The 23,388-nt window shown below is 73.5% G+C and carries 20 protein-coding genes; 5 read left to right on the forward strand and 15 right to left on the reverse strand.

All coding sequences use genetic code 11. The features are described from left to right. Nucleotides 1–60 precede the first annotated feature (60 nt). The 7 genes from ACYVPE_RS24675 to ACYVPE_RS24705 all read right to left on the reverse strand — a co-directional run bounded on the left by ACYVPE_RS24675 (nt 61) and on the right by ACYVPE_RS24705 (nt 7,336). Nucleotides 61–1,608, reverse strand: a complete 1,548-nt coding sequence (locus ACYVPE_RS24675; RefSeq protein ID WP_461035888.1) for a DoxX family membrane protein — start codon at nt 1,606–1,608, stop codon at nt 61–63. Between the two features lie 94 nt (nt 1,609–1,702). Continuing rightward, on the reverse strand, nt 1,703–2,653 hold the full coding sequence (gene rlmB, locus ACYVPE_RS24680) for a 23S rRNA (guanosine(2251)-2'-O)-methyltransferase RlmB (RefSeq protein WP_461035889.1): 951 nt from the start codon (nt 2,651–2,653) through the stop codon (nt 1,703–1,705). 55 nt (nt 2,654–2,708) lie between these two features. Then, a complete protein-coding gene (gene cysS, locus ACYVPE_RS24685; protein WP_461035890.1) occupies nt 2,709–4,103 on the reverse strand; it encodes a cysteine--tRNA ligase in 1,395 nt (464 codons plus the stop codon). 84 nt (nt 4,104–4,187) lie between these two features. Further along, nucleotides 4,188–4,598 carry a PPOX class F420-dependent oxidoreductase gene (locus ACYVPE_RS24690; protein WP_461035891.1) on the reverse strand — a complete coding sequence of 137 codons (411 nt, stop codon included), beginning with the start codon at nt 4,596–4,598 and terminating at the stop codon, nt 4,188–4,190. A 600-nt stretch (nt 4,599–5,198) separates the two neighbouring features. Continuing rightward, nucleotides 5,199–5,696 (reverse strand): 2-C-methyl-D-erythritol 2,4-cyclodiphosphate synthase, encoded by a 498-nt coding sequence (gene ispF, locus ACYVPE_RS24695; RefSeq protein ID WP_461035892.1) that lies wholly within the window; start codon nt 5,694–5,696, stop codon nt 5,199–5,201. Then, nucleotides 5,686–6,444 carry a 2-C-methyl-D-erythritol 4-phosphate cytidylyltransferase gene (ispD, locus tag ACYVPE_RS24700; RefSeq protein ID WP_461035893.1) on the reverse strand — a complete coding sequence of 253 codons (759 nt, stop codon included), beginning with the start codon at nt 6,442–6,444 and terminating at the stop codon, nt 5,686–5,688. The genes ispF and ispD overlap by 11 nt, the downstream gene beginning before the upstream one ends. 409 nt (nt 6,445–6,853) lie before the next feature. Then, the gene (locus ACYVPE_RS24705) at nt 6,854–7,336 is read right to left on the reverse strand and encodes a CarD family transcriptional regulator (RefSeq protein ID WP_129841803.1); all 483 of its coding nucleotides are present in this window, start codon (nt 7,334–7,336) and stop codon (nt 6,854–6,856) included. Nucleotides 7,337–7,773: 437 nt separating this feature from the next. Here ACYVPE_RS24705 and ACYVPE_RS24710 point away from each other — a divergent pair, with 437 nt between their 5' ends. Then, nucleotides 7,774–8,601, forward strand: a complete 828-nt coding sequence (locus tag ACYVPE_RS24710; RefSeq protein WP_461035894.1) for a DUF461 domain-containing protein — start codon at nt 7,774–7,776, stop codon at nt 8,599–8,601. 197 nt (nt 8,602–8,798) lie between these two features. On the opposite strand, the gene ACYVPE_RS24715 is transcribed toward ACYVPE_RS24710, so the two are convergent. After that, nucleotides 8,799–9,479: a response regulator transcription factor gene (locus tag ACYVPE_RS24715; RefSeq protein ID WP_132821217.1), complete on the reverse strand. Its 681-nt coding sequence runs from the start codon at nt 9,477–9,479 to the stop codon at nt 8,799–8,801. Beyond that, complete coding sequence (locus tag ACYVPE_RS24720; protein ID WP_461035895.1) at nt 9,476–10,786, reverse strand: sensor histidine kinase; 1,311 nt, start codon at nt 10,784–10,786, stop codon at nt 9,476–9,478. Before ACYVPE_RS24720 ends, ACYVPE_RS24715 begins: the two co-directional genes overlap by 4 nt. 181 nt (nt 10,787–10,967) lie before the next feature. Here ACYVPE_RS24720 and phoU point away from each other — a divergent pair, with 181 nt between their 5' ends. Further along, nucleotides 10,968–11,642 carry a phosphate signaling complex protein PhoU gene (gene phoU / locus ACYVPE_RS24725; RefSeq protein WP_461035896.1) on the forward strand — a complete coding sequence of 225 codons (675 nt, stop codon included), beginning with the start codon at nt 10,968–10,970 and terminating at the stop codon, nt 11,640–11,642. Nucleotides 11,643–12,618: 976 nt separating this feature from the next. Beyond that, nucleotides 12,619–12,777, forward strand: a complete 159-nt coding sequence (locus tag ACYVPE_RS24730; RefSeq protein ID WP_461035897.1) for a hypothetical protein — start codon at nt 12,619–12,621, stop codon at nt 12,775–12,777. Here ACYVPE_RS24730 and ACYVPE_RS24735 read toward each other — a convergent pair. Both ACYVPE_RS24735 and ACYVPE_RS24740 read right to left on the reverse strand, forming a co-directional pair. Then, nucleotides 12,753–14,060: a sensor histidine kinase gene (locus ACYVPE_RS24735; RefSeq protein ID WP_461035898.1), complete on the reverse strand. Its 1,308-nt coding sequence runs from the start codon at nt 14,058–14,060 to the stop codon at nt 12,753–12,755. The two genes, ACYVPE_RS24730 and ACYVPE_RS24735, sit on opposite strands and share 25 nt — an antisense overlap. A gap of 96 nt (nt 14,061–14,156) precedes the next feature. Further along, on the reverse strand, nt 14,157–14,915 hold the full coding sequence (locus ACYVPE_RS24740; RefSeq protein ID WP_461035899.1) for a phosphoglyceromutase: 759 nt from the start codon (nt 14,913–14,915) through the stop codon (nt 14,157–14,159). A gap of 122 nt (nt 14,916–15,037) precedes the next feature. Between ACYVPE_RS24740 and ACYVPE_RS24745 the strand changes: the two genes are divergently transcribed. Then, nucleotides 15,038–17,644, forward strand: coding sequence for a SpoIIE family protein phosphatase (locus tag ACYVPE_RS24745; RefSeq protein ID WP_461035900.1), 2,607 nt, complete (start codon nt 15,038–15,040; stop codon nt 17,642–17,644). A 7-nt stretch (nt 17,645–17,651) separates the two neighbouring features. Here the strand turns inward: ACYVPE_RS24745 and ACYVPE_RS24750 are convergent, their stop codons facing one another. Beyond that, complete coding sequence (locus ACYVPE_RS24750) at nt 17,652–18,236, reverse strand: type III secretion system chaperone family protein (RefSeq protein ID WP_461035901.1); 585 nt, start codon at nt 18,234–18,236, stop codon at nt 17,652–17,654. Continuing rightward, nucleotides 18,229–19,593: a D-inositol-3-phosphate glycosyltransferase gene (gene mshA, locus ACYVPE_RS24755; RefSeq protein WP_461035902.1), complete on the reverse strand. Its 1,365-nt coding sequence runs from the start codon at nt 19,591–19,593 to the stop codon at nt 18,229–18,231. Before mshA ends, ACYVPE_RS24750 begins: the two co-directional genes overlap by 8 nt. A gap of 26 nt (nt 19,594–19,619) precedes the next feature. Between mshA and ACYVPE_RS24760 the strand changes: the two genes are divergently transcribed. After that, nucleotides 19,620–20,516, forward strand: coding sequence for a class I SAM-dependent methyltransferase (locus ACYVPE_RS24760; protein ID WP_461035903.1), 897 nt, complete (start codon nt 19,620–19,622; stop codon nt 20,514–20,516). Here the strand turns inward: ACYVPE_RS24760 and ACYVPE_RS24765 are convergent. Next, nucleotides 20,455–20,883: an NUDIX hydrolase gene (locus ACYVPE_RS24765; RefSeq protein WP_461035904.1), complete on the reverse strand. Its 429-nt coding sequence runs from the start codon at nt 20,881–20,883 to the stop codon at nt 20,455–20,457. The two genes, ACYVPE_RS24760 and ACYVPE_RS24765, sit on opposite strands and share 62 nt — an antisense overlap. Beyond that, entirely contained in the window at nt 20,867–23,152 is a 2,286-nt protein-coding gene (locus ACYVPE_RS24770; protein WP_461035907.1) for an RNA degradosome polyphosphate kinase, read from the reverse strand. The genes ACYVPE_RS24765 and ACYVPE_RS24770 overlap by 17 nt, the downstream gene beginning before the upstream one ends. Nucleotides 23,153–23,388 lie beyond the last annotated feature (236 nt).

Below are 23,388 nucleotides of genomic sequence, written 5' to 3' on the forward strand. Positions count from 1 at the left end.
GTCACACCCTACGGCCGGCCGCGGCGGACAACTCCTAGCCGAGGACCCCTCCGACGTCACCTAACCGAGCAGCCCGCCGATGGGGCCGAGGCTGCTCTGCTCACCCCCGCTCTCCGCGGGCGGATCCTGGGGAGCCGGCTCGCCGCCACCCGAGGTGCCGGCGTCGGGCTCCGGGGCGGCCGGGGCGGTGTCCTCGGGTGGGTAGTACTGCTGCTCCGACGGCGGGGCCGACTGCTGCGGCGCCGGCACCGTCTGCTCGCTCGGCGGGGCCTGCTGCTCGGCGCCGGGACCGGTGCTCTCGGCGCCGGCGGAGGCGCCGTCGGTCGGGTCGTCCGACTCCTTGTCGCCCGGCTCGCCCTCCGCCGACTCCTCGTCACCCGCCGCGCCTGAGCCGTCGGTCGGGCCGGCGGAGGACTCCGCCTCCTCGCCCGACTCGTCCTCGTCGTCCGGCAGCCGCTCGCCAGGCAGGTGGTTGCGCGGCGGCTCGCCAGGCTCCGGCACGGTGGCGAACTGCGCCGACCGCACCGCGCTGCCCAGCATCGAGCCGATCAGCAGCGCCAGGCCGACCAGCAGGGTGGCCAGCATCGTGCCCCGGCGCAGCACCCGGCGCCGGAGCTCGGCGAGCGGCGCGCGCGGGCCCAGCGTGCGCCACGCCTCGGTGGCCAGCCGGAAGTCGAGCGAGTAGACGGGGGCGCCGGCGATGACCAGCGGCGTCCAGGCGGCGAACAGGATGGCGTCCGGGGTGTCGTAGGCCGGCCCGTTCTGCCAGCTCACGGTGAGCAGCAGGGCCAGCGAGAGCAGCGCCCCGAGACCGGCCGCGAACCGCTGCCAGAGGCCGAAGACGGTGAGCACGCCGACGATGATCTGGATGAACGCGACGGTCAGGCCGGCCCCGACCGGGTGCGCCAGCGCCCAGCTGTGCAGCGGCGACGCCACCGTCCACGGTTCGAGCGAGTCGAGCCAGGCGTAGAGCGAGCCGCGCAGGCCACCGTCGAAGTAGACCGGGTCGGTGAGCTTGCCCATGCCCGCGTAGATGGCGACGAAGCCGAGCAGCACCCGCAGCGGCAGCAGCACCACGCCCAGGTTCATCCGGCCGGCCCGGTGCCCCGGCTGGTACGCCTGGCGGCCGTCGCCCGGGCGCCGCTCCGCCGGGCGCCTCAGGTCCTGGGGCGGCAGGTCCGCCACGACCGGCAGCACCTCGGTCGGGGGCGGCGGGGCGACCAGCCCCGGCCGCTCGGGCGGCCGGGGGCCGCGCTGCGCCACGACGGGGGTGATGCGCGGGAGCACCTGGGTCGCCACGTCGACGCCGCGCCCGGCCTCGCGCCCGGCCTCGCGCACCGCCTGCAACAGGCCGCTCGCGCCCGGGTCTCCGGGGGCGCTCCGCCCCGTCCAGACGAGGGGGCGGCGCCGCCCGCCCGCCGCGGCCGGCACCCGGGCCAGCGGGGCGGCGTCGTCGACCGTGATGCTGATCGGCGGCGGGGTGGCGAGCTTCACCCGGAAACTGGCGTGGTTCACGATGACCTGGGCGGGGTCGCACGGCACCTTGACCATGCTCAGCGCCGGCTCGTCCATCGAGAGGCCGCGGGGTGTTCTGGTGTCCACACTCATCTAACTGAGTGACACGGCTTAGGACACTGCCTTGACCCCACCAATCCTGTCCGCGACCCGTCAACTCCCGACAAAACAGGCCCTGTCCTGGCCGCTACCTGCGGTGACGCGCCGCCTCGTAGAGCACGACGCCGGCCGCCACACCCGCGTTCAACGACTCGGCGCCGCCCGGCATCGGGATCCGGACCCGGACGTCGCAGGTCTCGCCGACCAGCCGGGAGAGCCCCTTGCCCTCGCTGCCCACGACGATGACGACCGGCCCTTCGAGGCCGCCGAGCTCCGGGAGCTCAGCCCCGCCGTCGGCCGCGAGGCCGACCACCGTCAACCCGGCCTTCTGGTAGGACTGCAGCGTGCGGGTCAGGTTGGTGGCACGGGCCACCGGGGTGCGGGCCGCGGTGCCGGCCGACGTCTTCCAGGCACCGGCGGTCATGCCGGCCGCCCGGCGCTCGGGCACCACCACGCCGTGGCCGCCGAAGGCGGCGACCGAGCGCACCACGGCACCCAGGTTCCGCGGGTCGGTGACCCCGTCGAGCGCCACGATCAGCGGCGGCTGGCCGGCGTCGTGCGCCGCGTCGAGCAGGTCGTCCGGGTGCGCGTACTCGTAGGGCGGCACCTGGAGCACGATGCCCTGGTGGTGCAGGGCCCCGGTGAGCCGGTCGAGCTCCGCCTTGGACGCCTCGAGCAGGTTGACCCCGCCGCGCTCCATGGCCAGCTTGATCGACTCGGTGACCCGGTCGTCGCTCTCCAGGAACTGCTGCACGTACAGCGTCTTGGCCGGCACGCCGGCGCGCAGCGCCTCGGCCACCGGGTTGCGGCCGATGACCAGCTCGGCCGTCGACCGGCCGCCGCGCCTGGCGGCGGGGCGGGTGGCCTCCCGGCGCGCCTTGGCGTCGGCGGCGCGCTTCTTGGCATGGCCGGTGCGCGCCTCGGCGGGCGGCGTCGGGCCCTTGCCCTTCAGGGCCTTGCGGCGCTGGCCGCCGCTGCCGACCTGCGCGCCCTTCTTGTTGCTGGTGCGTCGGTTGGGGCGTTGGCTGTTGCCTGGCATCTTCTGCTTCTTCTGACTCTCGTGTGGCTGGGGGCCCTGCTGGTCGACCGGAAGGTCAACCGAGCTCCCAGCGCGGTCCGTTGGGGGTGTCCTCGATGACCAGGCCGGCGGCGCCGAGCTCGTCCCTGATGGCGTCGGCCGTGCCGTAGTCCTTGCGTTGCCGCGCGGCCTCCCGCTGCGCCAGCACCAGCCTGACCAGGCTGTCGACGACGCCGGCCAGCTCCTTGCCGCGGCCCTGGGCGCCGCCGTTCCACCGCGGGTCGAACGGGTCGAGGCCCAACACGCCGAGCATCGCCCGCACCTGGCCGACGAGCGCGACGACCGACTCCTTGTCCCCCTCGGACAGCGCGGCGTTGCCCTGCCTGACGGTGGTGTGCACGGCGGCGAGGGCCTGCGGAACGCCGAGGTCCTCGTCCATCGCGGCGGCGAAGTCGTCCGGCACGACGGCCGCCGGAACCACCTCGCCGACGCGCTCGACGGCCCGGTGCAGGAAGCCCTCGATGCGGCCGAACGCGGCGTCCGCCTCGACCAGCGCCGCCTCGCTGTACTCGATGGTGGAGCGGTAGTGCGGGGTGCCGAGGTAGTAGCGCAGCACGACGGGGCGCCAGCGGCGCGTCATCTCGGAGACCAGCACCGAGTTCCCCAGCGACTTGCTCATCTTCTCGCCGGCCAGCGTGACCCAGGCGTTGTGCGCCCAGTAGCGGGCGAACTCGCCGCCGAACGCCCGGGACTGGGCGATCTCGTTCTCGTGGTGCGGGAAGACCAGGTCGATGCCGCCGCCGTGGATGTCGAAGACGGGGCCGAGGTACTTGTACGCCATCGCCGAGCACTCCAGGTGCCAGCCGGGCCGGCCGCGCCCCCAGGGCGTCTCCCAACTCGGCTCGCCAGGCTTGACGGCCTTCCACATGGCGAAGTCGCGCGGGTCGCGCTTGCCGGTCTCGCCCTCGCCCTCCGGCTGGAGCAGGTGGTCGAGGTCCTGGTTGGAGAGCTGGAGATAGCCGGGGAAGCTGCGCACGTCGAAGTAGACGTTGCCGTCGGCCGGATAGGCGTGACCACGGTCGATCAGGACGCGCATCATCTCGATCATCTCCGGCACATGACCGGTGGCGCGCGGCTCGTAGGTCGGCGGCAGGCAGCCCAGCGCGTCGTAGGCGTCGTTGAACGCCCGCTCGTTCGCGTAGCCGATGGCCCACCAGGGGCGGCCGAGCTGCGCGCTCTTGGCGATGATCTTGTCGTCGATGTCCGTGACGTTGCGGATGAACGTGACGTCGTAGCCGCGGTACTCGAACCAGCGGCGCATGATGTCGAAACTCACCCCGGACCGGACGTGACCGATGTGCGGGGGCGCCTGCACGGTGGCACCACACAGGTAGATCGAGACGCGGCCCTGCTGGAGCGGGGTGAAGTCACGGATCAGCCGGGTGCTGGTGTCATACAGGCGAAGGTTCACGCGTCAAGAGTAGTGGGCGGAGGGGCCGAGGAGCTCCCCCGCGCCGCCCCGGAGGCCGCGCGGGGACAGTCGGCTCCGCCTCCGTCAGTCGAGGCCGCGGCCGACGATCTTCCGGGGGCTGACGCGGACGATCACCCGCGGCGCGTCCTGGGCCGAGTTCGGGTTGAACTCGGCGTACGGCTTGCCGGTGTACTTCAGGGACAGCTCGTTGATCAACTCCGGCGCGCCCTCCTCGGACAGGGTCGCGGTGCCGCGGATCTCGGCGTAGGAGTAGGGCTGGTCGGCCGGCTGCACGAGAACCGTGACCCGCGGGTCACGGTCGATGTTCCGCTCCTTGCGCCGGTCGCGCGTCGTCGAGATCAACAGGTCGTCGCCGTCCCGCTTGACCCAGACCGGCGACAGCTGGGAGCTGCCGTCGGGCTGGATGGTGGCGATGGTGACGAAGACCTTCTCGTCGAGCAACGCCTTGAGGGGGTCGGAGAGGGTGACTGACACGGCTGCGTCCTTTCGCTTGCGGTGGCTTTTCTTGGGGGTGGGGTGGGTAGTCCGGCTGTTGAATCTCGCACGACGCGGTGCGGCGGAACAGGGCCCGTCCGGGTGGCACCGGGGTGGTGTCGGCCGGAGGGTTCTCCCCCACCCGCCCGCCCTTTCCGCGCGCTCCGCGCGGGGGCCCTGCGGGCCCTGGGCGCGGCCGGGCCGGTGCCCCGCGCTCCGCGCGGGGTTTCCCCCACCCACCCACCCTTTTTGCGCGCTCCGCGCGAGGGGCCTGGCGGGCCACCGGCCCGAGGCAGCGGCGGCTTCGCCGCCAGGCCGAAGGCCTGCACTTGGACGCCGCTGCCGCGCGAGACACCCGCGGGGGCTCGTGGGGGCACCTCCCAGCGTTAGCTGGGGGGAGTGCGCGGCGGCGCGGCGGCGCCGCCCGACTGGCGCTCCGCGCGTGAAGGAGCCGGGCTCCGACGGGCCCGGGTCCAAGGCGGCTGCGCCCGCCAGGCGCCGGGTACGGGCCGAAGGCCCTCGGGGGCGGCCTGCGGCCGCTGCCGCGCGGGGCCGCCCTCCCCAGGTGCCCCCACCACGGCGCGGCGCCGCGCCGTGGTGTCAGGTCGGGAGGACGAGGGCTGTCGCGAGGGCCGCCAGGCCCTCACCGCGGCCGGTGAGGCCGAGGCCGTCCGTCGTCGTGCCGGAGACGGAGACGGCCGCGCCGACCGCCTCGGAGAGGACCCGTTGGGCCTCGGCCCGCCGCTTGCCGATTTTGGGGCGGACGCCGATGACCTGGATGGCGACGTTGCCGATCGTGAATCCCTCGGCCCGGACGATGCGGGCCGCCTCCGTCAGCAGGGTGACGCCGGACGCTCCGGCCCATTCGGGCCGGTCCGTGCCGAAGTGGGCGCCCAGGTCGCCGACGCCGGCCGCCGAGAACAGCGCGTCGCAGGCCGCGTGGGCGGCGACGTCGCCGTCCGAGTGGCCGGCCAGGCCGAAGCCGGCGTCCGGCCAGTGGAGGCCGGCGCACCAGAGCTCGCGGCCGGCCTCGAACGCGTGCACGTCCGTGCCCACGCCGATCCGGGGCAACGGCGCGGCCGTGGGGTCAGTAGCCATCGTTCTTCCTCCGCCGCGCCAGGACCGCCTCGGCCAGCACCAGGTCGAGGGGGCGGGTGACCTTGAACGCCTCCTCGTGGCCCGGGACCAGCACCACGGGGACGCCCATCCGTTCGACCATGCCGGCGTCGTCCGTGGCGTCGCCCTCCGCGTGCTCGAGGTGGGCGGCGACCAGCGTGGCGCGGTCGAAGCCCTGGGGCGTCTGGACAGCGCGGAGCAGCGCGCGGTCGGGGGTGGCCACCACCGGTTCGGGGCCGCCTGGCGGTTCGCTCGGTGCCGCGATCTGTTTGACCGTGTCGGTGACCGGGAGCGCCGGCACCACCGCCGGCGCGCCGGCGCGCACGGCGGCCGCGACGGCGTCCACCGTGTCGACGGGCACCAACGGGCGGGCGGCGTCGTGGACGAGGACGATCTCGATCTCGTCCGGCAGCGCGTCGAGGCCGAGGCGGACGGACTCCTGGCGGGTGTCGCCGCCCGGGACCACCACCTGGTCGACGCCGGGCGGCGGCGGGTGCTCGTCCAGCAGGGAGCGGACGGCCTCGGCCTCGCCCGGTGGGGCGACGACCACGACCAGGGCCACGGCCCTGGCCCGTGCCATGGCCAGGACCGCGTGCACCAGCATCGGCGTGCCGCCGAGCTGACGCAGTGCCTTGGGGGCCCCAGGGCCCAGTCGGAGGCCGCGCCCGGCGGCCGGAATGACGGCGGCCGCGGGGGCGAGCCCGGGGCGGCTGAGTGTGATGTCGGTCATGGGTGACGAGTGCAGGTTTGTTTGCAGGGCGGGGTTGGGTATGGCCTGAGCGTGCCGGGGCCACACGATCGGACCCTTCCGTGACATGCCGGTCGGCCCAGCTTCACGGGCCCGGCACGCTCTGTCCGACCGTGAGGGAATCCCGTCCCGAAGAGCTCGAACTCGAAGAGAACGAGGCGAACCGGGTTCGGAATCGCCTTCGCGGCGATGGAATCGCACCACTCGGAGTTCCACACATGCCACAGCGCCCGCGCGGCACGGGGAATGCCTTTCGGGCGCTGCGGTACAGGCTGGCAACGCGAGCGGTTCGCGCACGGTGCGGCCGTCTGACGCATGTCTGTTCTGTCTGTCGTCGTGCTGGCGGCTGCCGGTATGTGCCGACGCGGGCTGCGTCAGCGGGATCGGCGCGTCAGGAGGCGAGGACCTCGTCCAGCAGGGACTCGGCCTTGTCTTCGTTGGTCGCCTCGGCGAGGGCGAGCTCGCTGACCAGGATCTGCCGTGCCTTGGCGAGCATGCGCTTCTCGCCGGCCGAGAGGCCCCGCTCACGCTCGCGGCGCCACAGGTCGCGCACGACCTCGGCCACCTTGATGACGTCACCGGAGGCCAGCTTTTCGAGATTGGCCTTGTAACGACGGGACCAGTTGGTCGGCTCCTCGGCATAAGGCGCGCGCAGCACCTCGAAGACCCGATCCAGACCGTCCTGCCCGACCACATCGCGCACACCGACGAGCTCGGCGTTTTCCGCCGGCACACGCACCTCGAGGTCACCCTGGGCAACCTTCAGAACCAAGTAGATCTTGTCCACGCCTTTAATGGGGCGAGTTTCGATGGCCTCGATCGTCGCGGCCCCGTGATGGGGATAGACCACGGTGTCGCCAACCTTGAACGTCATGTGACAGGTACCCCTTCCGTGGCTCTCCATGCTAACACGGGAAGACGCCCCTTTGAATGACGTTTTCGCAGGTCAGACCATATCTCGGGGGTTGACAAGCCCGGCTTCGGCGTGCATCGGGGGGCTCGGGACGGGAGGTATGCGCAGGTGGGGGCCGGGTTTGCCGGCCGGAGAAGTCGGTTCGAGAACACCCGGAAGAGCACAAAGAACTTCCACCAACCAAGGAAAGGTGTCCGATTTGCCCTAGTTGACAGAATGGTCTCGCGCGTCAGTCCAGATGTCGAAGAATTGATCAACCGACGGCCATCTGATCTGCCACGTGCGGTGCGGTCGAAAGCAGCCAATTCACTGCCGTGGGCCGGGTGCGGCCCGCGGAAGAGCGGTCGGTACGCTGAGCCCGATAGATCATCCTGACCGTTCTAGGAGATGCGGCCGCCGTGAGCAGCAGCCTTCGACGCGGCGTGACCGCCGCCTTCTTCACTTTCTCGATCGCCACGCTGACGGCCGCCTGCGGCGCCGGCCAGCACGCCGGAACCAGCCAGATCAAACCCGACAACGCCTACGCCCACGTCGAAGACATCAAGGTGCAGAACGTCAACGTCGTCATGACGGAGGACGGTTCGGGGCCGGCGGGCGTCAGCGCTCGCCTGTTCAACACCGGTTCCGAGGACCAGACGCTGGAGTCGATCACCCTGCCGGGGACCGACGTCCAGGCCGAGCTGGTCCCCGCGGAGGGCGAGAGCAGCGTGGTCGTCCCCCGGCACGGCTCCGTGGCGCTGGGCGGCGAGGGCAACCCGTCGGCGATCATCGCCGACCCGGAGGCGGCGAGCGTCGTGCCCGGCAACGCGCAGCACCTGGTCTTCGTGCTGAGCGACACCGGCGACATCACGCTCTTCGCCCGGGTGGTGTCGCCGACCGACAGCTTCGACTACTACCGCGACGTCGCCCCGACCCCCACCGCCCCGGCCCCCGGCGGTCCTGACGCGCCCGACGTCCCCGACGAGGACGAGGCCGGCGTCGAGGACGAGGCCGGCGTCGAGGACGAGGCCGGCGTCGAAGGTGCCGAGGGCGCCGAAGGCGCGGAGGGTGACGCGGGTGTCGTCGACCCGGAGGGCGAGGAGGCGGGCACCGCCGGGACGGAAGGCACCGGGGACGTCGAGGGCGTCGAGGGCGCCGGCGAGGACGAGGCCACCGGCGGGGTCGAGGGCACGGACGGCGAGTCGGCCACCGCGGAGGGAACGACGGGCGAGTCGACGGATCTCTGATCCGCCGACCGGCCCCACCGACGCACGATCCGCCCGCCGCGCCCCGCGGCGGGCGGTCGCGTTACCGCAGGCGCGTTACCCGGGCAGGCCGCCGGCAATGCCGCACTGGCCGGCGGGACCTGCCCGCCAGGCGGGGCGGACAGGTCCCGCCGGCCAGTGGCGGGTCGATCGGGGCCTGCCGGCCCGGCGGGCGCCGCCTACGGCTCGAACTTGTAGCCGAGGCCGCGGACCGTGACGAGATAGCGCGGAGTGCCGGGGTCGGGCTCGATCTTGGCCCGTAGGCGCTTCACGTGGACGTCGAGGGTCTTGGTGTCCCCCACGTAGTCCGCGCCCCAGACACGGTCGATCAGCTGCATCCGGGTGAGGACGCGGCCGGCGTTGCGCAACAGCATCGCCAGCAGGTCGAACTCCTTCAGCGGCAGATCCACCTTCCGGCCCGAGACGGTGACCACGTGGCGGTCGACGTCCATCCGGACCGGTCCCGCCTCGAGGGCGGCCGGGCTCTCCTCCTCCGACTCCCCCCGGCGACGCAGCACCGCGCGGATGCGCGCCACCAGCTCGCGGGAGGAGAACGGCTTGGTCACATAGTCGTCGGCCCCTATCTCCAGGCCGACGACCTTGTCGATCTCGCTGTCCTTGGCGGTCACCATGATGACCGGGACGTTTGAGCGGCCCCGCAGCTGGCGGCAGACCTCGGTGCCGGGCAGGCCCGGCAGCATGAGGTCGAGCAGCACCAGATCGGCGCCGTTGCGCTCGAACTCGTCCAGCCCCTCGGGGCCCGTGGCCGCTGTGGCGACCTCGAAGCCTTCCTTGCGGAGCATGTACGACAGAGCGTCGCTGAACGACTCCTCGTCCTCGACTACGAGCACTCGAGTCACGGGAGGACCTCCCGGGCGGTTTCGTTGGTGCGGGTGGAGTTGTGCGGCTCCGCTTCACCGTCAGCATCCACGCTGTCGGGGAACTCGGCCGGTTCGTGCAGGGTGCCACCGAATCCCTCGCGTTTACGCCTGAGGGCCCGATGGCGTTCCCGCGCGCTGCCGGGTTCCGGCAGCCGCAGGGTGAACGTGGAGCCCTGACCTTCAGCGCTCCACACCATGACTTCCCCGCCGTGCGAGGCTGCCACGTGCTTGACGATCGCGAGTCCGAGCCCGGTCCCGCCGGTCTGGCGGGACCGGGCCGGATCGACGCGGTAGAACCGCTCGAAGACGCGTTCCCGGTCGTTCTCCGGAATGCCGACGCCCTGGTCGGTGACGGCGATCTCGATCAGGTCGCCACCGGAGCCGGAGACCTGCGAGCCGGCGATGGCGACCCTGGTGTGCGGTGGGCTGTAGTTGACCGCGTTCTCCACCAGGTTGCCGAGGGCGGCGGAGAGCTGGCTGCGGTTGCCCCAGACGACGAGGCCCGCGGTGCCGCCCGAGGCGATGGTGATCTGCTTGCTCCCGGCCTGCTGGCGGCACCGGTCGAGGGCCTCGGTGACGAGTTCCTCGACGGGGACCATCTCGGCGGCCGTGAGTATGTCGTTGTCCTGCACCCGGGAGAGGTCGATCAGCTCCTGGATGAGGTTGGTGAGCCGGGTGGCCTCGTTCTGCATCCGGCCGGCGAAGCGGGTGACCGCCTCCGGGTCCTCGGCCGCGTCGAGCACGGCCTCCGAGAGCAGCGAGAGGGCGCCGGCCGGGGTCTTGAGCTCGTGGCTGACGTTGGCCACGAAGTCGCGGCGGACGGCCTCGATGCGGCGGGACTCGGTCAGGTCCTCGACCAGCAGCAGCACCAGGCGGGCGCCGAGCGGCGCGGCCCGGGCCGAGACCGCCAGGACGTCGGAGCGGCCCAGCTTGCCGCGCTTCGGCAGGTCGAGCTCCAGCTGCCGTATCTCGCCGTCGCGGCGGGTGTCGCGGGCCATCTTCAGCATCGGCTCCACGGCGATCCGGCCGCCGCGCACCAGGCCGAGGGCGTAGGCGGCCGAGCTGGCCTTGACGACGCCGTCGTGCTCGTCCAGGACGACGGCGGAGGACCGGAGCACGGACAGCACGGTGTCCACGCCGGGCGGGAGGACGGCCTCCGTGTGCGGCGTGGTGCGCACTGGCCGAGATCGCTCGCGTTCGCTGAGCCGGAATGCCAGCATGGCGACCACCCCGGTGCAGAGACCGGCTATCGCCGCCACTGCGGCGACCGCCGCGTTCACGTCCATATCCTCAGGTTATGCGGGGCTTGCCCCGTGGACACAGGTGTGACTGAAGATGCTCTTCCCGCCGCCCGCGAGAGTTCACCTTGGCGACAGCGATGATTCACTTGACGGGGCGGAAACGGCCGCTTTGCAGGCACAACTTGTGACGGACACAGCAATGCGGGCGGAGGAAGGACGATCGGTCATGCGTGACGCATACCACGAGGAACTCGACGCGATCAGCGACAACCTGGTCGAAATGGCCAGGTTTGTTGGTTCTGCGATCGGGCGGGCCACGACCGCGATGCTGGATGCCGATCTCAAGCTCGCCGAGAGTGTGATAGAGGGCGACGACAAGGTCGACGAGATGCACCGCGACCTGGAGAACTCGGCGATCGCGCTGCTCGCGCGACAGCAGCCGGTGGCCACGGATCTGCGGATCGTCGTCACCAGCCTGCGGATGAGCGCCGACCTGGAGCGGTGCGGCGACCTGGCACAGCACGTGGCGAAGGTCGCGCGGCTCAGGTTCCCCGACTCGGCGGTGCCGCGGGATCTGGCGGCGACGATACTGGAGATGGGCCAGCTGGCGCAGCGGTTGATGGCCAAGGCGACGGAGGTCCTGATCACGAAGGACGTCGAACTGGCGATGCAGTTGGAACAGGACGACGACGAGATGGACTCGCTCCATCGCACGCTCTTCAGCCACCTGCTCGACGACCGCTGGCACCACGGGATCGAGACGGCGGTGGACGTGACACTGCTCGGCCGCTACTACGAGCGCTTCGCCGACCACGCGGTGTCGATCGCGCGGCGGGTGGTGTTCCTGGTGACGGGCGAGCACGCGGACGAGTTCCTGCCGGACCCGGACACGACGGCCTGAGGTCCCGGGGGTCTGCCCCCGCCCACCCGCCCCTTTTCGGCCATTCCGGACGGCGCACGCCGGAGCGGCGGGGCCGGGGGCTCCGCGCGGGGTTTCCCCCACCCACCCGCCCTTCTCCCACGCTCCGCGCGGGCGGAGCCCGCCGGCACGACGGCCCGCCGTGGGCGGCCCAGGCCACAGGCTCGCTGAGGGGCGCCCCCGGGCGGGGCCACGCGCGAAGCGCGGGCCCCGCGCCGTGGCGGGACGGCCCTTCGGGCGCAGAGCGCCCCGTGGGCCGCTCGCCGGCGCAATGGCGCGCTGCGCGTACCGCCCGGCCGCAGGCGGCGCCTCACGACGCGAAGCGCCCGCCCACGCGCGCGAAGCGCGGGCAGGGCCGGCGAAGCCGGCGCGACGGCACGCCGCAGGCGGCACCGCACGGCCAAGTACCGTAGGCGGCCAGCCACGGGCCCGGCCGCGGGCCGCTCCGGCGAAGCCGGCACGCCGCACCGCCCGGCACAGAGCGCACCCGGCACGGCCCACGCGCGAGGCCCGCGCCTGCCCCGAGGCCGGACAGCTCTGCGGCCGCAGGCCGCACTTCCCGGCGCGGAACGCCCCGGCACGTGACTCGTGGGCACGGCCGCAGGCCGGCACGGCGGAGCGGCGCGGAGCGCGCCGTAGGCGGCCCGGCCACGGGCCGGACCGCCATCCCCCGGCGAAGCCGGCACGCCGCACCGCCCGGCGCGGAGAGCACCCGGCACAGGTCCACGCGCGAAGCGCGGGCCCGGCCGCAGGCCGGATGGACCTCCGGCCCGGCGAGGCCGGCGCGCCGCAGGCCGCCCGGCGGCGGGTCGCCGCGCGGGGTCGTGGGAGGCCGAGGTCTCGGGGGCGGGTAGGGCGGGCATGCCCGTTTCGTGCTGTGATGCGCCCCTGGTGCGCGGGTTGTGGGGGGTGGGGGGCTCGGTTGTCCATGGGGGGAGGACGATCCCGAGGAGGATCCATGGCCTCACCACAGGAAGCGACGCCCCTGCCCACCCCGGTGACCCCGCCGGGGGAGCGTCGGCCGCTGCCGCTGCTCGGTGGCTGCGGCTGCGGTTCGAGCTGCGGCTGCGGCTGCCAGTCCGGCTCCGCCTGTCAGTGCGGGGGCAACTGCGGCTGAACCTTGGGGTCCCGCCCGAGGGGGGCGGGACCCCAAGGCAGCTCCGCCACCAGCTCGAACTCGTCGCCCGCGGCGCTCGGCCCGTGTCGTAGCACACCGCCGTCGAGGGCGGCGCGCTCCTCGAGGCCGGCGAGGCCGGCGCCCGCGCCGGGGATCTCCGTCGCCGGCCGCGCGCCGAGCGCGTTCCGCACGGCGATCATGAGGCCCTGCCCTGGCGCGCCGCTGAGCACGACCTGGACGGGCGCGCCGGCCGCGTGTTTACGCGCGTTGGTCAGGCCCTCCTGCACCACCCGGTACGCCGTGCGCTGCACCGGCCCCCGCAGCGCGGCGGCCGCGCCCGCGTCCAGCTCGCGGGTGAGGACGACCCGCTGGCCGGCCCGCTCCGCGTCCGCGACCAGCCGCCCGATGTCGGCGATGCCCAGCTGCTGGCCGCCCTCCGCGGTGCCGCGCCCGCGCAGCACGGTCAGCACCTCGCGCAGCTCCTCCAGGGCCTGGTGGGCGGTGTCCCTGATGACCCGCACGCTGTCGCCGATCTCCGAGTCGCTGAGCGGCTTGGCGGTGCCGCCCGCCGAGGCGTCCGTGCGGTAGGCGAGCGCGCCCGCGTGCACCGAGAGCAGCGAGATGCGGTGGGCGAGCACATCGTGCATCTCGCGGGCGATGGCCTCCCGCTCGGTGCGCCGCGCGTCGACCAGGCGCCTGGTGTGTTCGGCGCGCTCGCGGCGCGCGTCGGCGCGCAGCCGGATCACCAGCTGGCGGCGGAGCCGCACGCTGGCGCCCCAGGCGAAGAAGAACAGGTAGTAGGCGACGAGGAAGGCCACCGCCACGTAGCCGCCCTCGTGCGGAACGCTGTACTCGAGCAGGTAGGGCACGACGGCCGCGAGGTGCGCCCCGATGACCAGCAGCGCGGTGCGTGGCGGGAGCCGCAGCCCGATGTTGAGGACGATGACGGTCATCGCGCCGAAGGCGGTGGAGGAGAGGAAGGTGACCGGTACGGCGGCGAGGCCGAGGACGAGCGGGTGCTGCCGGCGCCACCAGATGGCCAGGCAGGCCGCGCCGCCGAGCCAGGGGTCGACGGCGAGCATCCAGTCCGGCAGGTAGTCCCGGGTCGGCAGGTCGATCAGCAACAGCGCGAAGACGCCGGTCGACCAGAGGAAGAACAGCCCGTCCATCGCCCAGTCGCGGCCGGTACGGCGGAGGTGCGGCCGGACGCCGTCGGCGAGCAGCTCGCCGGGCAGCAGCACCCGCTGTGCCCAGCCGTCGCGAGACACCGCCGAGTCGGTCATGCCTACGAGGTTACGGGCTCGCCGGCCGCCGACCGGGTGAATAAAGCTGATCAACCGAACGGCGGCCGGGCGGCGGGGCGTGGCCTCCTTCGTGGCCTACTTCTTGCCCTGGTTCCTGACGGCCTCGATCGCCGCCTTCGCCGCCTCCGGGTCCAGGTAGCGGCCGCCGGGGGTGATCGGGTGGAAGTCGGCGTCCAGGTCGTAGAGCAGCGGGATGCCGGTGGGGATGTTGAGGCCGACGATGTCCTCGTCGGAGACCCCGTCCAGGTGCTTCACCAGGGCGCGCAGGCTGTTGCCGTGCGCCGTGACCAGCACGGTGCGGCCGGTGAGCAGGTCGGGGACGATCGCGTCGTACCAGTAGGGCAGCATCCGGACGACGACGTCCTTGAGGCACTCGGTGCGGGGCCGCAGCTCGCTCGGGATGGCCGCGTACCGCGGGTCGTCGCTCTGGGACCACTCGGCGCCGTCGGCGAGCTCCGGCGGCGGGGTGTCGTAGGAGCGGCGCCACTTCATGAACTGCTCCTCGCCGAACTCGGCGAGGGTGGCGGCCTTGTCCTTGCCCTGCAGGGCGCCGTAGTGCCGCTCGTTGAGCCGCCAGGAACGCTGGACCGGGATCCAGGCCCGGTCGGCCGCGTCGAGTGCCAGGTTGGCGGTGCGGATCGCCCGCTTCAGGGTGGAGGTGTGCAGCACGTCCGGGAGCAGGCCGGCGTCCTTCAGCAACTCACCGCCGCGGACCGCCTCCTTCTCACCCTTCTCGTTCAGGTTGACGTCCACCCACCCGGTGAACAGGTTCCTGGCGTTCCACTCGCTCTCGCCGTGGCGGAGCAGGATCAGCTTGTACGGTGCGTCGGCCATGAGGCCGAGAGTAGACGGCACATCCGCGCGTCGGCGGATCGCCCCCGGGAATACCCCCGGTGCAAAGTGGAGGAATGAGGGCATTTCCCCGGGGCCTGCGCGCACGGAGCGTCGTTGGCCAGATGTTCATCCTGCAGGTGGTGATCACGCTCTTTCTGGTCGCCGCCGGGGTGACCGCCCTCATCCTGGACCGCCGCGAGGAGAAGAAGGCCGCGGCCAGCGAGCGCGCCCTGGTGGTGGCCCAGACCTTCGCCGAGTCGCCGGGGATCCTGGAGGCGCTGCACTCGGACGATCCGACGGCGGCGTTGCAGCCCAGCGCCGAGGCGGCGCGGAAGACCACGGGCGTCGACTTCATCGTGGTGATGAACCGGCAGGGCATCCGCTACACGCACCCCAACCCGAAGGAGATCGGGAAGCGCTTCATCGGCACGTTCGAGCCGGCCGCCGACGGCCATGTGGTGCGGGAGGCGGCGGAGGGCACGCTGGGGCTCTCGGAGCGGGCCGTGGTGCCGGTGCGGGACGAGAACGGCGACGTGATCGCCATGGTCGCGGCCGGCCAGACGCAGCGGAAGATCAACCTCCAGGTCACCAGCGAGCTGCCGCTGCTGCTCGGCGCGACGGGGGTGGCGCTGGCCCTGGCCATCGGCGGCGCGGCGCTCGTCAGCCGGCGGCTACAGCGACAGACCAGGGGCCTCGGGCCCCGGGAGATCACCCGGCTGTACGAACTGCACGACGCGGTTCTGCACTCGGCCCGTGAGGGGGTGCTGATCCTCGACGAGGACCGGCGGCTGCTGCTCGCCAACGAGGAGGCCCGGCGGCTGCTCGACCTGCCCGAGGAGGGCGTCGGCCGGGACGTCGGCGAGCTGGGTCTGGACGAGGCCACCGTGGAGCTGCTCAGCGGCGACGAGGACGTCACGGACGAGGTGCACCCGGCTGGCGGCCGGCTGCTGGCCGTCAACCTGCGGCGCACCGCTGGCCACGGCGGCCCACCTGGCACGGTGGTCACGCTGCGGGACACCACGGAGATCCAGGCGCTCTCCGGCCGCGCCGAGACCGCTCAGCGACGGCTCGGCCTGCTCTACGCGGCCAGCGTCCGGATCGGCACCACCCTGGAGATCACCAGGACCGCCGAGGAGCTGGTGGAGGTTGCCGTGCCGGAGTTCGCCGACTACGTGAGCGTCGACCTGGCCGACAACGTGCTGCGCGGCGAGGAGGCGCCGGGGGTCGACATCCAGATCCGGCGGATCGCGGCCGGCGGGATCACCCGGGACCACCCCCTCTACCCGTCGGGGCGCTCGCTCGCGCTGCACCCGGACCGGGCCGAGGTGATCGGGCTGCGCGGCGGCCGGGCCGCGCTGGAGACCGACCTGCGCGGCACCGACTGGTGGCGGGCCGGCGACGAGGAGCACGCCAGGCGGCTGCTCGACCTGGGCATGCACTCGCTGATCTCCACGCCGCTCCAGGCCCGCGGGGTGGTGCTCGGGGTGACGAACTTCTGGCGTTCCCGGGAGGGCGCGCCCTTCGACGAGCAGGACCTGGCGCTGGCCGAGGAGCTGGCCGCGCGCACCGCCGTCTGCGTGGACAACGCGCGGCGCTACACCCGTGAGCACGACATGGCGGCCACGCTGCAGCGCAGCCTGCTGCCGCGCGACCTGCCCGACCAGACCGCGGTGCGGGCCGCCTACCGCTACCGGCCGGCCGAGGCGGTGGGCGGCGACTTCTTCGACGTCATCCCGCTCTCCGGCGCCCGCGTCGCGCTGGTGGTCGGCGACGTCGTGGGGCACGGCCTGCACGCGGCCGCCACCATGGGCCGGCTGCGTACCGCGGTGCACAACTTCGCGGCCCTCGACCTGCCGCCCGACGAGCTGCTCGGCCACCTGGACGAGCTGGCCGACCGGGTGGACCGCGACGAGGCCGGCATGGACGGCGGCACCGGCACCATCACGGGCGCGACCTGCCTCTACGCGATCTACGACCCGGTGGACGGGATGTGCACCATGGCGCGCGCCGGGCACCTGCCGCCGGCGCTGATCCTGCCCGACCGGTCGGTGACCTTCGCCGAGCTGCCGGCGCAGCCGCCGCTCGGCGTGGGCGGCATGCCGTTCGAGACCGCCGAGCTGCGGCTGCCGGCCGGCAGCGGCCTGGTGCTCTACACGGACGGCCTGGTGGAGGCGAGGCACCGGGACATCGACCGCGGGCTCGGGATGCTCGCCGAGGCGCTCCACCGCTCCGCCGAGCGGGACCAGGACCCGGAGACGATGTGCGACGCGGTCCTCGACGACCTGCTGCCGCCGCGCCCGGGGGACGACGTGGCGCTGCTTGTCGCCCGCACCCGGATGCTCAGCTCCGACCAGGTGGCGGTGTGGGAGGTGCCGGCCACGCCGTCGGCGGTGGCGCCGATCAGGGCGGCGGTGAGCGAGCGGCTCGCGGAGTGGGGCCTGAGCGAGATGGCGTTCATCACCGAGCTGATCCTGACCGAGCTGATCACCAACGCCATCCGGCACGCGGCGGGCCCGGTCCGGGTCCGGGTGCTGCGGGACCTGGCGCTGATCTGCGAGGTGTCGGACGCCAGCAGCACCTCGCCGCACCTGCGGAACGCGACGGCCACCGACGAGGGCGGGCGCGGCCTCTTCCTGGTGGCCCAGTACGCGGACCGCTGGGGCACCCGCTACACCCCGGCCGGCAAGATCATCTGGGCCGAGCAGCGGCTGCCGCGGCGGCGCCCCTAGTCGTTTGCTAGTCGTCCGCCGGCCTGGTGAGGTGGGTGAACGCGTCGAGGTTACGGGTGGACTCGCCGCGGGCGGTGCGCCAGGCGTACTCCTTGCGGATCGCGGTGGCGAAGCCGAGTTCGAGCAGCGTGTTGAACGAGCCGTCGGCCTGTTCGAGGACGGTGCCGAGCAGCCGGTCGATCTCCTCGGCGGTGACGGCGGCCAGCGGCAGCCGGCCGGCGAGGTAGACGTCGCCCATCGCGTCCACGGCGTACGCCACCCCGTAGAGCCGGGTGTTGCGCTCCAGCAGCCAGCGGTGCACGGCGGCCGCGTTCTCGTCGGGGCGGCGGATCACGAAGGCGTTGACGGAGAGGCTGTGCCGGCCGACCACCAGCGAGCAGGTGGTGGAGAGCTTGCGGGTGCCGGGCAGCGTGACGACGTAGCGGCCGGGCGCCGGGCTCTCCCACTCGGCGCCACTCTCCCGCAGCGCCGCCTCGAGGGCCAGGCGCGCCGCCTCGGCCCGCTCCCCCGGTTCCGACGCGTCGGTCGGTTCGAACGCTCCAGCCGGTTCAGCCCGTTCAGCCCGTTCAGCCCGTTCAGCCCGTTCAGCCATGGGCCGATCGTAGCCCCGGCCCGACCCGGAACCGGCGGGCCTCGACGGCGCCCCGGTAGACGTCGAGCGTGCCGGCCGCGGTGGCCTCCCAGCCGAAGCGGCGCGCGTGGCCGGCCGCGGCCTCGCCGAGCCGCCCGGCGTGCGCCGGGTCGGCGAAGCGGCGCAGCGCCGTCGCGTAGTGCACCGGGTCGTGGCCCTCGATCAGGTAGCCGGTGACGCCGTCCCGCACCACCACGGGCAGGCCGCCGACCGCCGCCGCCACCACCGGCGTGCCGCACGCCTGCGCCTCGGCGGCGACCAGGCCGAACGACTCGCTGTAGGACGGCATGACCAGCACGTCGGCCGCCCGGTACCAGTCGGCGAGCTCGGACTGGGAGACCGGCGGCCTGAACCGCACCAGCTCGCCGATGCCGAGCCTGGCCGCCAGCTTCTGCATCCGCTCGGGGCGGGCGAGCCCGGTGCCGCTCGGCCCGCCGACCACCGGCACCAGCAGCCGGCGGCGCAGCGCGGGCTGGGCGTCGATCAGCTCGCGGATCGCCTGGAGCAGGATGTCGGGGCCCTTCAGCGGCTGGATCCGGCCGGCGAACAGCGGGATCAGCGCCCCGGCCGGCAGCCCGAGCCTGGCGCGGGCCGCGGCCCGGCCGTCGCCCGGCCGGAAGGTGGCCAGGTTGACCCCGGGGTGGACGACGGCGGTGCGCAGCGGGTCGGCCTCGTAGTGCCCGACCAGTTCGGTGGCCTCGCCCGCGGTGTTGGCGATCAGCCGGTCGGCGGCCCGCACGATCTGCGTCTCGCCGATGACCCGGGCGGCCGGCTCGGGGGTGTCGCCGGTGGCCAGCGCCGCGTTCTTCACCTTCGCCATGGTGTGCATCGTGTGCACGAACGGCACGCCCCAGCGCTCGGCGGCCAGCCAGCCGACGTGCCCCGACAGCCAGTAGTGCGAGTGCGCCAGGTCGAAGTAGCCGGGCGGCTGGCCGGCCCAGATCTGCATCACGCCGTGGGTGAAGGCGCACAGCTGCGCCGGCAGCTCCTCCTTGCTGAGGCCCTCGTAGGGGCCGGCCTCCACGTGCCGCACCAGGACGCCGGGCGCCAGCTCGACGGTGGGCGGCAGGCCGCCCGCGGTGGCCCGGGTGAAGACCTCCACCTCGGTGCCGAGCGCGGCCAGCTGCCGCGACAGTTCGACGATGTAGACGTTCATCCCGCCGGCGTCACCGGTGCCCGGCTGGTCGAGCGGTGAGGTGTGCACACTGAACATCGCGACCCGGCGGACGTGCGGCACAGCGGCTCCTGGATGTGTCGACGAACTCGTGGGGGATCCAACCGGAGGGTGCAACCCTGTCCCGGAAGCACCTGTTCCCATTGTGCGGAACCGTTACGCTCATCCGCATGCGGCAGGGGCCAGAGGGAAATGTCACACGGGGCACCACGCACCCCAATCGGCTGCGCCGCATGGACCGTTGGATCGCCGCCGAGCTCGGCCCCGCGCTCCGCGGGGCGGCCGCGCCGCCGCTGGCCGTGGACCTCGGCTACGGGGCGGCGCCCTGGACGGCCGTCGAGCTGCTCGGCCGGCTGCGGCGGGTGCGGGCCGACGTCCGGCTGTTCGGCGTCGAGATAGACCAGGAGCGGGTGGCCGCGGCACGGCCGTACGAGGGGCCGGGGCTCGGCTTCGTACGCGGCGGCTTCGAGCTTCCGCTGCCCGGTCCCGGCGGCGGGCGGCCGCTGCTGGTGCGGGCGGCCAACGTGCTGCGGCAGTACCCGGAGGACGGGGTGCCGGCCGCCTGGGCCAGGCTCCGGGGCCGGCTGGCGCCCGGCGGGCTGCTGGTCGAGGGCACCTGCGACGAGATCGGCCGCCGCCACGCGTGGGTGGCGCTGGACGCCGCGGGCCCGGTGTCGCTGACCCTCGCCGCCAGGCTCGCCTCCCTCGGCGCCCCTTCCGACCTGGCGGAGCGGCTGCCCAAGGCGCTGATCCACCGCAACGTGCCTGGCGAGCCGGTCCACGCCCTGCTCGGCGACCTCGACCTGGCCTGGGCCTCGGCGGCCCCCTACGCCCCGTTCGGCCCCCGGCAGCGCTGGCTGCGCGCCGTGGCGCTGCTGGCCACGGACTGGCCGGTGGCCGGCCGGCGCGCCAGGTGGCGGCTCGGCGAGCTCACGGTGCCCTGGTCGGCGGTGGCCCCGCGCGGCGGCCCGCTCGCCGGCGACCCGCTCGCTGGCGGGCCGGTGGCTAGGACGTCGGCACGCGCGGCAGGGCCTCGTCGAGCAGGAGCCGGTCGGGCTCGTGGCTGAGGCGAGTGCGGGCCTCGGCCGGGGGGAGCCAGAGCACGCGGTCCACCTCGTCGCTCGGTTCGAAGCGTCCTTCGACCGCCTCCGCCACCCAGTACCTGACCTCCTTCGGCCGGCCCTTCGCCAGGTAGCGGGCCGTGCTCAGCGCGGCGCCGAGCACGCAGCCCATGCCCGTCTCCTCGCGCACCTCGCGCAGCGCGGCGGCCTCGGCCGGCTCGCCGGGGTGCAGCTTGCCCTTGGGGTGCGACCAGTCGTCGTAGCGCGGCCGGTGCACCAGGACCAGCTCGACGCCGTGGCCCCCGGCCCGCCGCCGCCACACCACGCAGCCGGCCGCCCGCACCGGTTCCGGCTGGTCAGCCGCCGCTGGCACGGCGCTTCCTCCGGCCCTCGATCAGCGACTCCTGCACGCTCCGCAGCGGCCGGCCCTCCTCGTCGAACGCGTGCCGCGTCCAGCCGCCGTCCGCGTCCAGGTGCCAGGACTCGGACTCGTCCGACATGCCGGTGGCCAGCAGCCGGGTGAGCGCCGAGCGGTGGCCGGGGTCGGTGACCCGCACCAGCGTCTCGATCCGCCGGTCCAGGTTGCGGTGCATCAGGTCGGCGCTGCCCAGCCACACCTCGTTCTCCCCGCCGCCCGCGAAGGCGTAGAGCCGGGAGTGTTCGAGGAAGCGGCCGAGCACGCTGCGCACCCTGATGTTCTCCGAGAGCCCCGGCACCCCGGGGCGCAGCGAGCAGATGCCGCGCACCCAGACGTCCACCGGGACGCCCGCCTGCGAGGCGCGGTAGAGGGCGTCGATGACGGCCTCGTCGACGATCGAGTTGACCTTGAACCGCACCCACGCGGGGCGGCCGGCCCTGTGGTGCTCGATCTCCCGGAGGATCCGGGAGACCAGGCCGTCGCGCAGCGAGCGCGGGGCGACGAGCAGCCGACGGTAGTTGTCCCGCCGCGAGTAGCCGGAGAGCCGGTTGAACAGGTCGGACAGGTCGGCGCCGACCTGGGCGTCGGCCGTGAGCAGGCCGAGGTCCTCGTAGAGCCTGGCCGTCTTGGGGTGGTAGTTGCCGGTGCCGACGTGCGAGTAGCGACGCAGCTCGTCGCCCTCCTGCCGGACCACGAGCGACAGCTTGCAGTGCGTCTTCAACCCCAGCAGGCCGTAGACGACATGGCAGCCGGCCTGCTCCAGCTTCCGCGCCCACCTGATGTTGGCGTGCTCGTCGAACCTGGCCTTGAGCTCCACCAGCACCAGCACCTGCTTGCCGGACTCGGCCGCGTCGATCAGCGCGTCCACGATCGGCGAGTCGCCCGAGGTGCGGTACAGCGTCTGCTTGATCGCCAGCACGTCGGGGTCGGCGGCGGCCTGTTCGAGGAACGCCTGGACGGAGGTGGAGAACGAGTCGTACGGGTGGTGCAGCAGCACGTCGCGCTGGCGCAGCGCCGCGAACACGTCGGCCGCTGAAGCGGACTCCACCTCGGCCAGGTCGCGGTGGGTGCCGGCGACGAACTTGGGGTACTTCAGGTCGGGCCGGTCGAGCGAGGAGATCGAGCCGAGACCGGTGAGGTCCAGCGGCCCCGGCACCGAGAAGACCTCCTCGCGGCTGATCTTCAGCTCGCGGATCAGCAGGTCGAGCACCTGCGAGTCGATGGACTCCTCGACCTCGAGCCGCACCGGCGGGCCGAAGCGGCGCCGCAGCAGCTCCTTCTCCAACGCCTGGAGCAGGTTCTCGGCGTCGTCCTCCTCGACCTCCAGGTCCTCGTTGCGGGTCACCCGGAACACGTGGTGCGCCAGCACCTCCATGCCGCGGAACAACTCCTCGAGGTGCGCGGCGATCACGTCCTCGACCGGGACGAACCGCTGCGGCGACGCCTCGAGGAACCGGTCGAGCAGCGGTGGCACCTTCACCCGGGCGAAGTGCTCGTGCCCGCTGGCCGGGTTCCGGACGACGACGGCCAGGTTGAGGGAGAGGCCCGATATGTAGGGGAAGGGGTGCACCGGGTCGACGGCCAGCGGCGTCAGGACGGGGAAGATCTTCTTCCGGAAGAGCGAGAAGAGCCGGGTCTGCTCCTCCTCGGTGAGGTCGGGCCACCGCAGCAGGTGGATCCCCTCGGTGGCGAGCTGCGGGGCGACGCTCTGCTGGTAGCAGGCGGCGTGCCGGCTCATCTGCTCGCGGGCGCTGGCCCAGATCGAGTCCAGCACGTCGCGCGGGGCCTGCCCGGTGAGCGACCTGGTCGCCACGCCGGTCGCGATCCGGCGCTTCAGGCCCGCGACGCGGACCATGAAGAACTCGTCCAGGTTGCTGGCGAAGATGGAGAGGAAGTTGGCCCGCTCGAGCAGCGGCGTGCCGGGGTCCTCGGCGAGGTCGAGCACCCGGTCGTTGAACGCGAGCCAGCTGCGCTCACGGTCGAGGAACCGGTCCGCCGGGAGCGGGGCCACGTCGCCCTCCTCGGCCGACTCCACGGTCGGCGCCGGCGCGGCGGGCTGCGGGACGAGGGCGCGGGTTTCCTGACTCATGCGTCCATTCTCGCGCCAGGTGTGCGAACGGGGCACGTCAGCGCGGTAAACAGGGGGACGCCGTCGCGCCCGCGCGGGCTCGTGACGGCCGCGGGTTTCCCCGGCGCCCGGCGCTCCGCGCGGGTTTTCCCCCAGGGAGGTGCCCCCACAAGCCCTTTCTCCGCTGCGCGGTGGCTCGGCTCGCGCCGCGAGGCTCGGCCTCCGGCCGAGGCCGGTCGGCGGCTACGCCGCCGGGCGCCCGGCGCTCCGCGCGGGGTTTCCCCCACCCACCCGCCCTTTCCGCTGCGCGGCTCCTACCCGGCCGGCGGCCGGCTGCGCGACCTGCGCGGCTCACGCCTGCGGCGCGGTGCACCCCGCCCCGGGCTGGCGCG

Source organism: Streptomyces mayteni (genome assembly GCF_054783955.1).

Excerpts from the sequence above, each read along its gene's own strand:
- ACYVPE_RS24675 (WP_461035888.1), bottom strand. The coding sequence starts at position 1,608 with ATGAGTGTGGACACCAGAACACCCCGCGGCCTCTCGATGGACGAGCCG.
- ACYVPE_RS24735 (WP_461035898.1), bottom strand. The coding sequence starts at position 14,060 with ATGACCGACTCGGCGGTGTCTCGCGACGGCTGGGCACAGCGGGTGCTG.
- ACYVPE_RS24750 (WP_461035901.1), bottom strand. The coding sequence starts at position 18,236 with ATGGCTGAACGGGCTGAACGGGCTGAACGGGCTGAACGGGCTGAACCG.
- phoU (WP_461035896.1), top strand. The coding sequence starts at position 10,968 with ATGCGTGACGCATACCACGAGGAACTCGACGCGATCAGCGACAACCTG.
- ispD (WP_461035893.1), bottom strand. The coding sequence starts at position 6,444 with ATGACCGACATCACACTCAGCCGCCCCGGGCTCGCCCCCGCGGCCGCC.
- rlmB (WP_461035889.1), bottom strand. The coding sequence starts at position 2,653 with ATGCCAGGCAACAGCCAACGCCCCAACCGACGCACCAGCAACAAGAAG.
- ispF (WP_461035892.1), bottom strand. The coding sequence starts at position 5,696 with ATGGCTACTGACCCCACGGCCGCGCCGTTGCCCCGGATCGGCGTGGGC.
- ACYVPE_RS24740 (WP_461035899.1), bottom strand. The coding sequence starts at position 14,915 with ATGGCCGACGCACCGTACAAGCTGATCCTGCTCCGCCACGGCGAGAGC.
- ACYVPE_RS24705 (WP_129841803.1), bottom strand. The coding sequence starts at position 7,336 with ATGACGTTCAAGGTTGGCGACACCGTGGTCTATCCCCATCACGGGGCC.
- mshA (WP_461035902.1), bottom strand. The coding sequence starts at position 19,593 with ATGGGAACAGGTGCTTCCGGGACAGGGTTGCACCCTCCGGTTGGATCC.
- ACYVPE_RS24760 (WP_461035903.1), top strand. The coding sequence starts at position 19,620 with ATGCGGCAGGGGCCAGAGGGAAATGTCACACGGGGCACCACGCACCCC.
- ACYVPE_RS24720 (WP_461035895.1), bottom strand. The coding sequence starts at position 10,786 with ATGGACGTGAACGCGGCGGTCGCCGCAGTGGCGGCGATAGCCGGTCTC.
- ACYVPE_RS24745 (WP_461035900.1), top strand. The coding sequence starts at position 15,038 with ATGTTCATCCTGCAGGTGGTGATCACGCTCTTTCTGGTCGCCGCCGGG.
- ACYVPE_RS24730 (WP_461035897.1), top strand. The coding sequence starts at position 12,619 with ATGGCCTCACCACAGGAAGCGACGCCCCTGCCCACCCCGGTGACCCCG.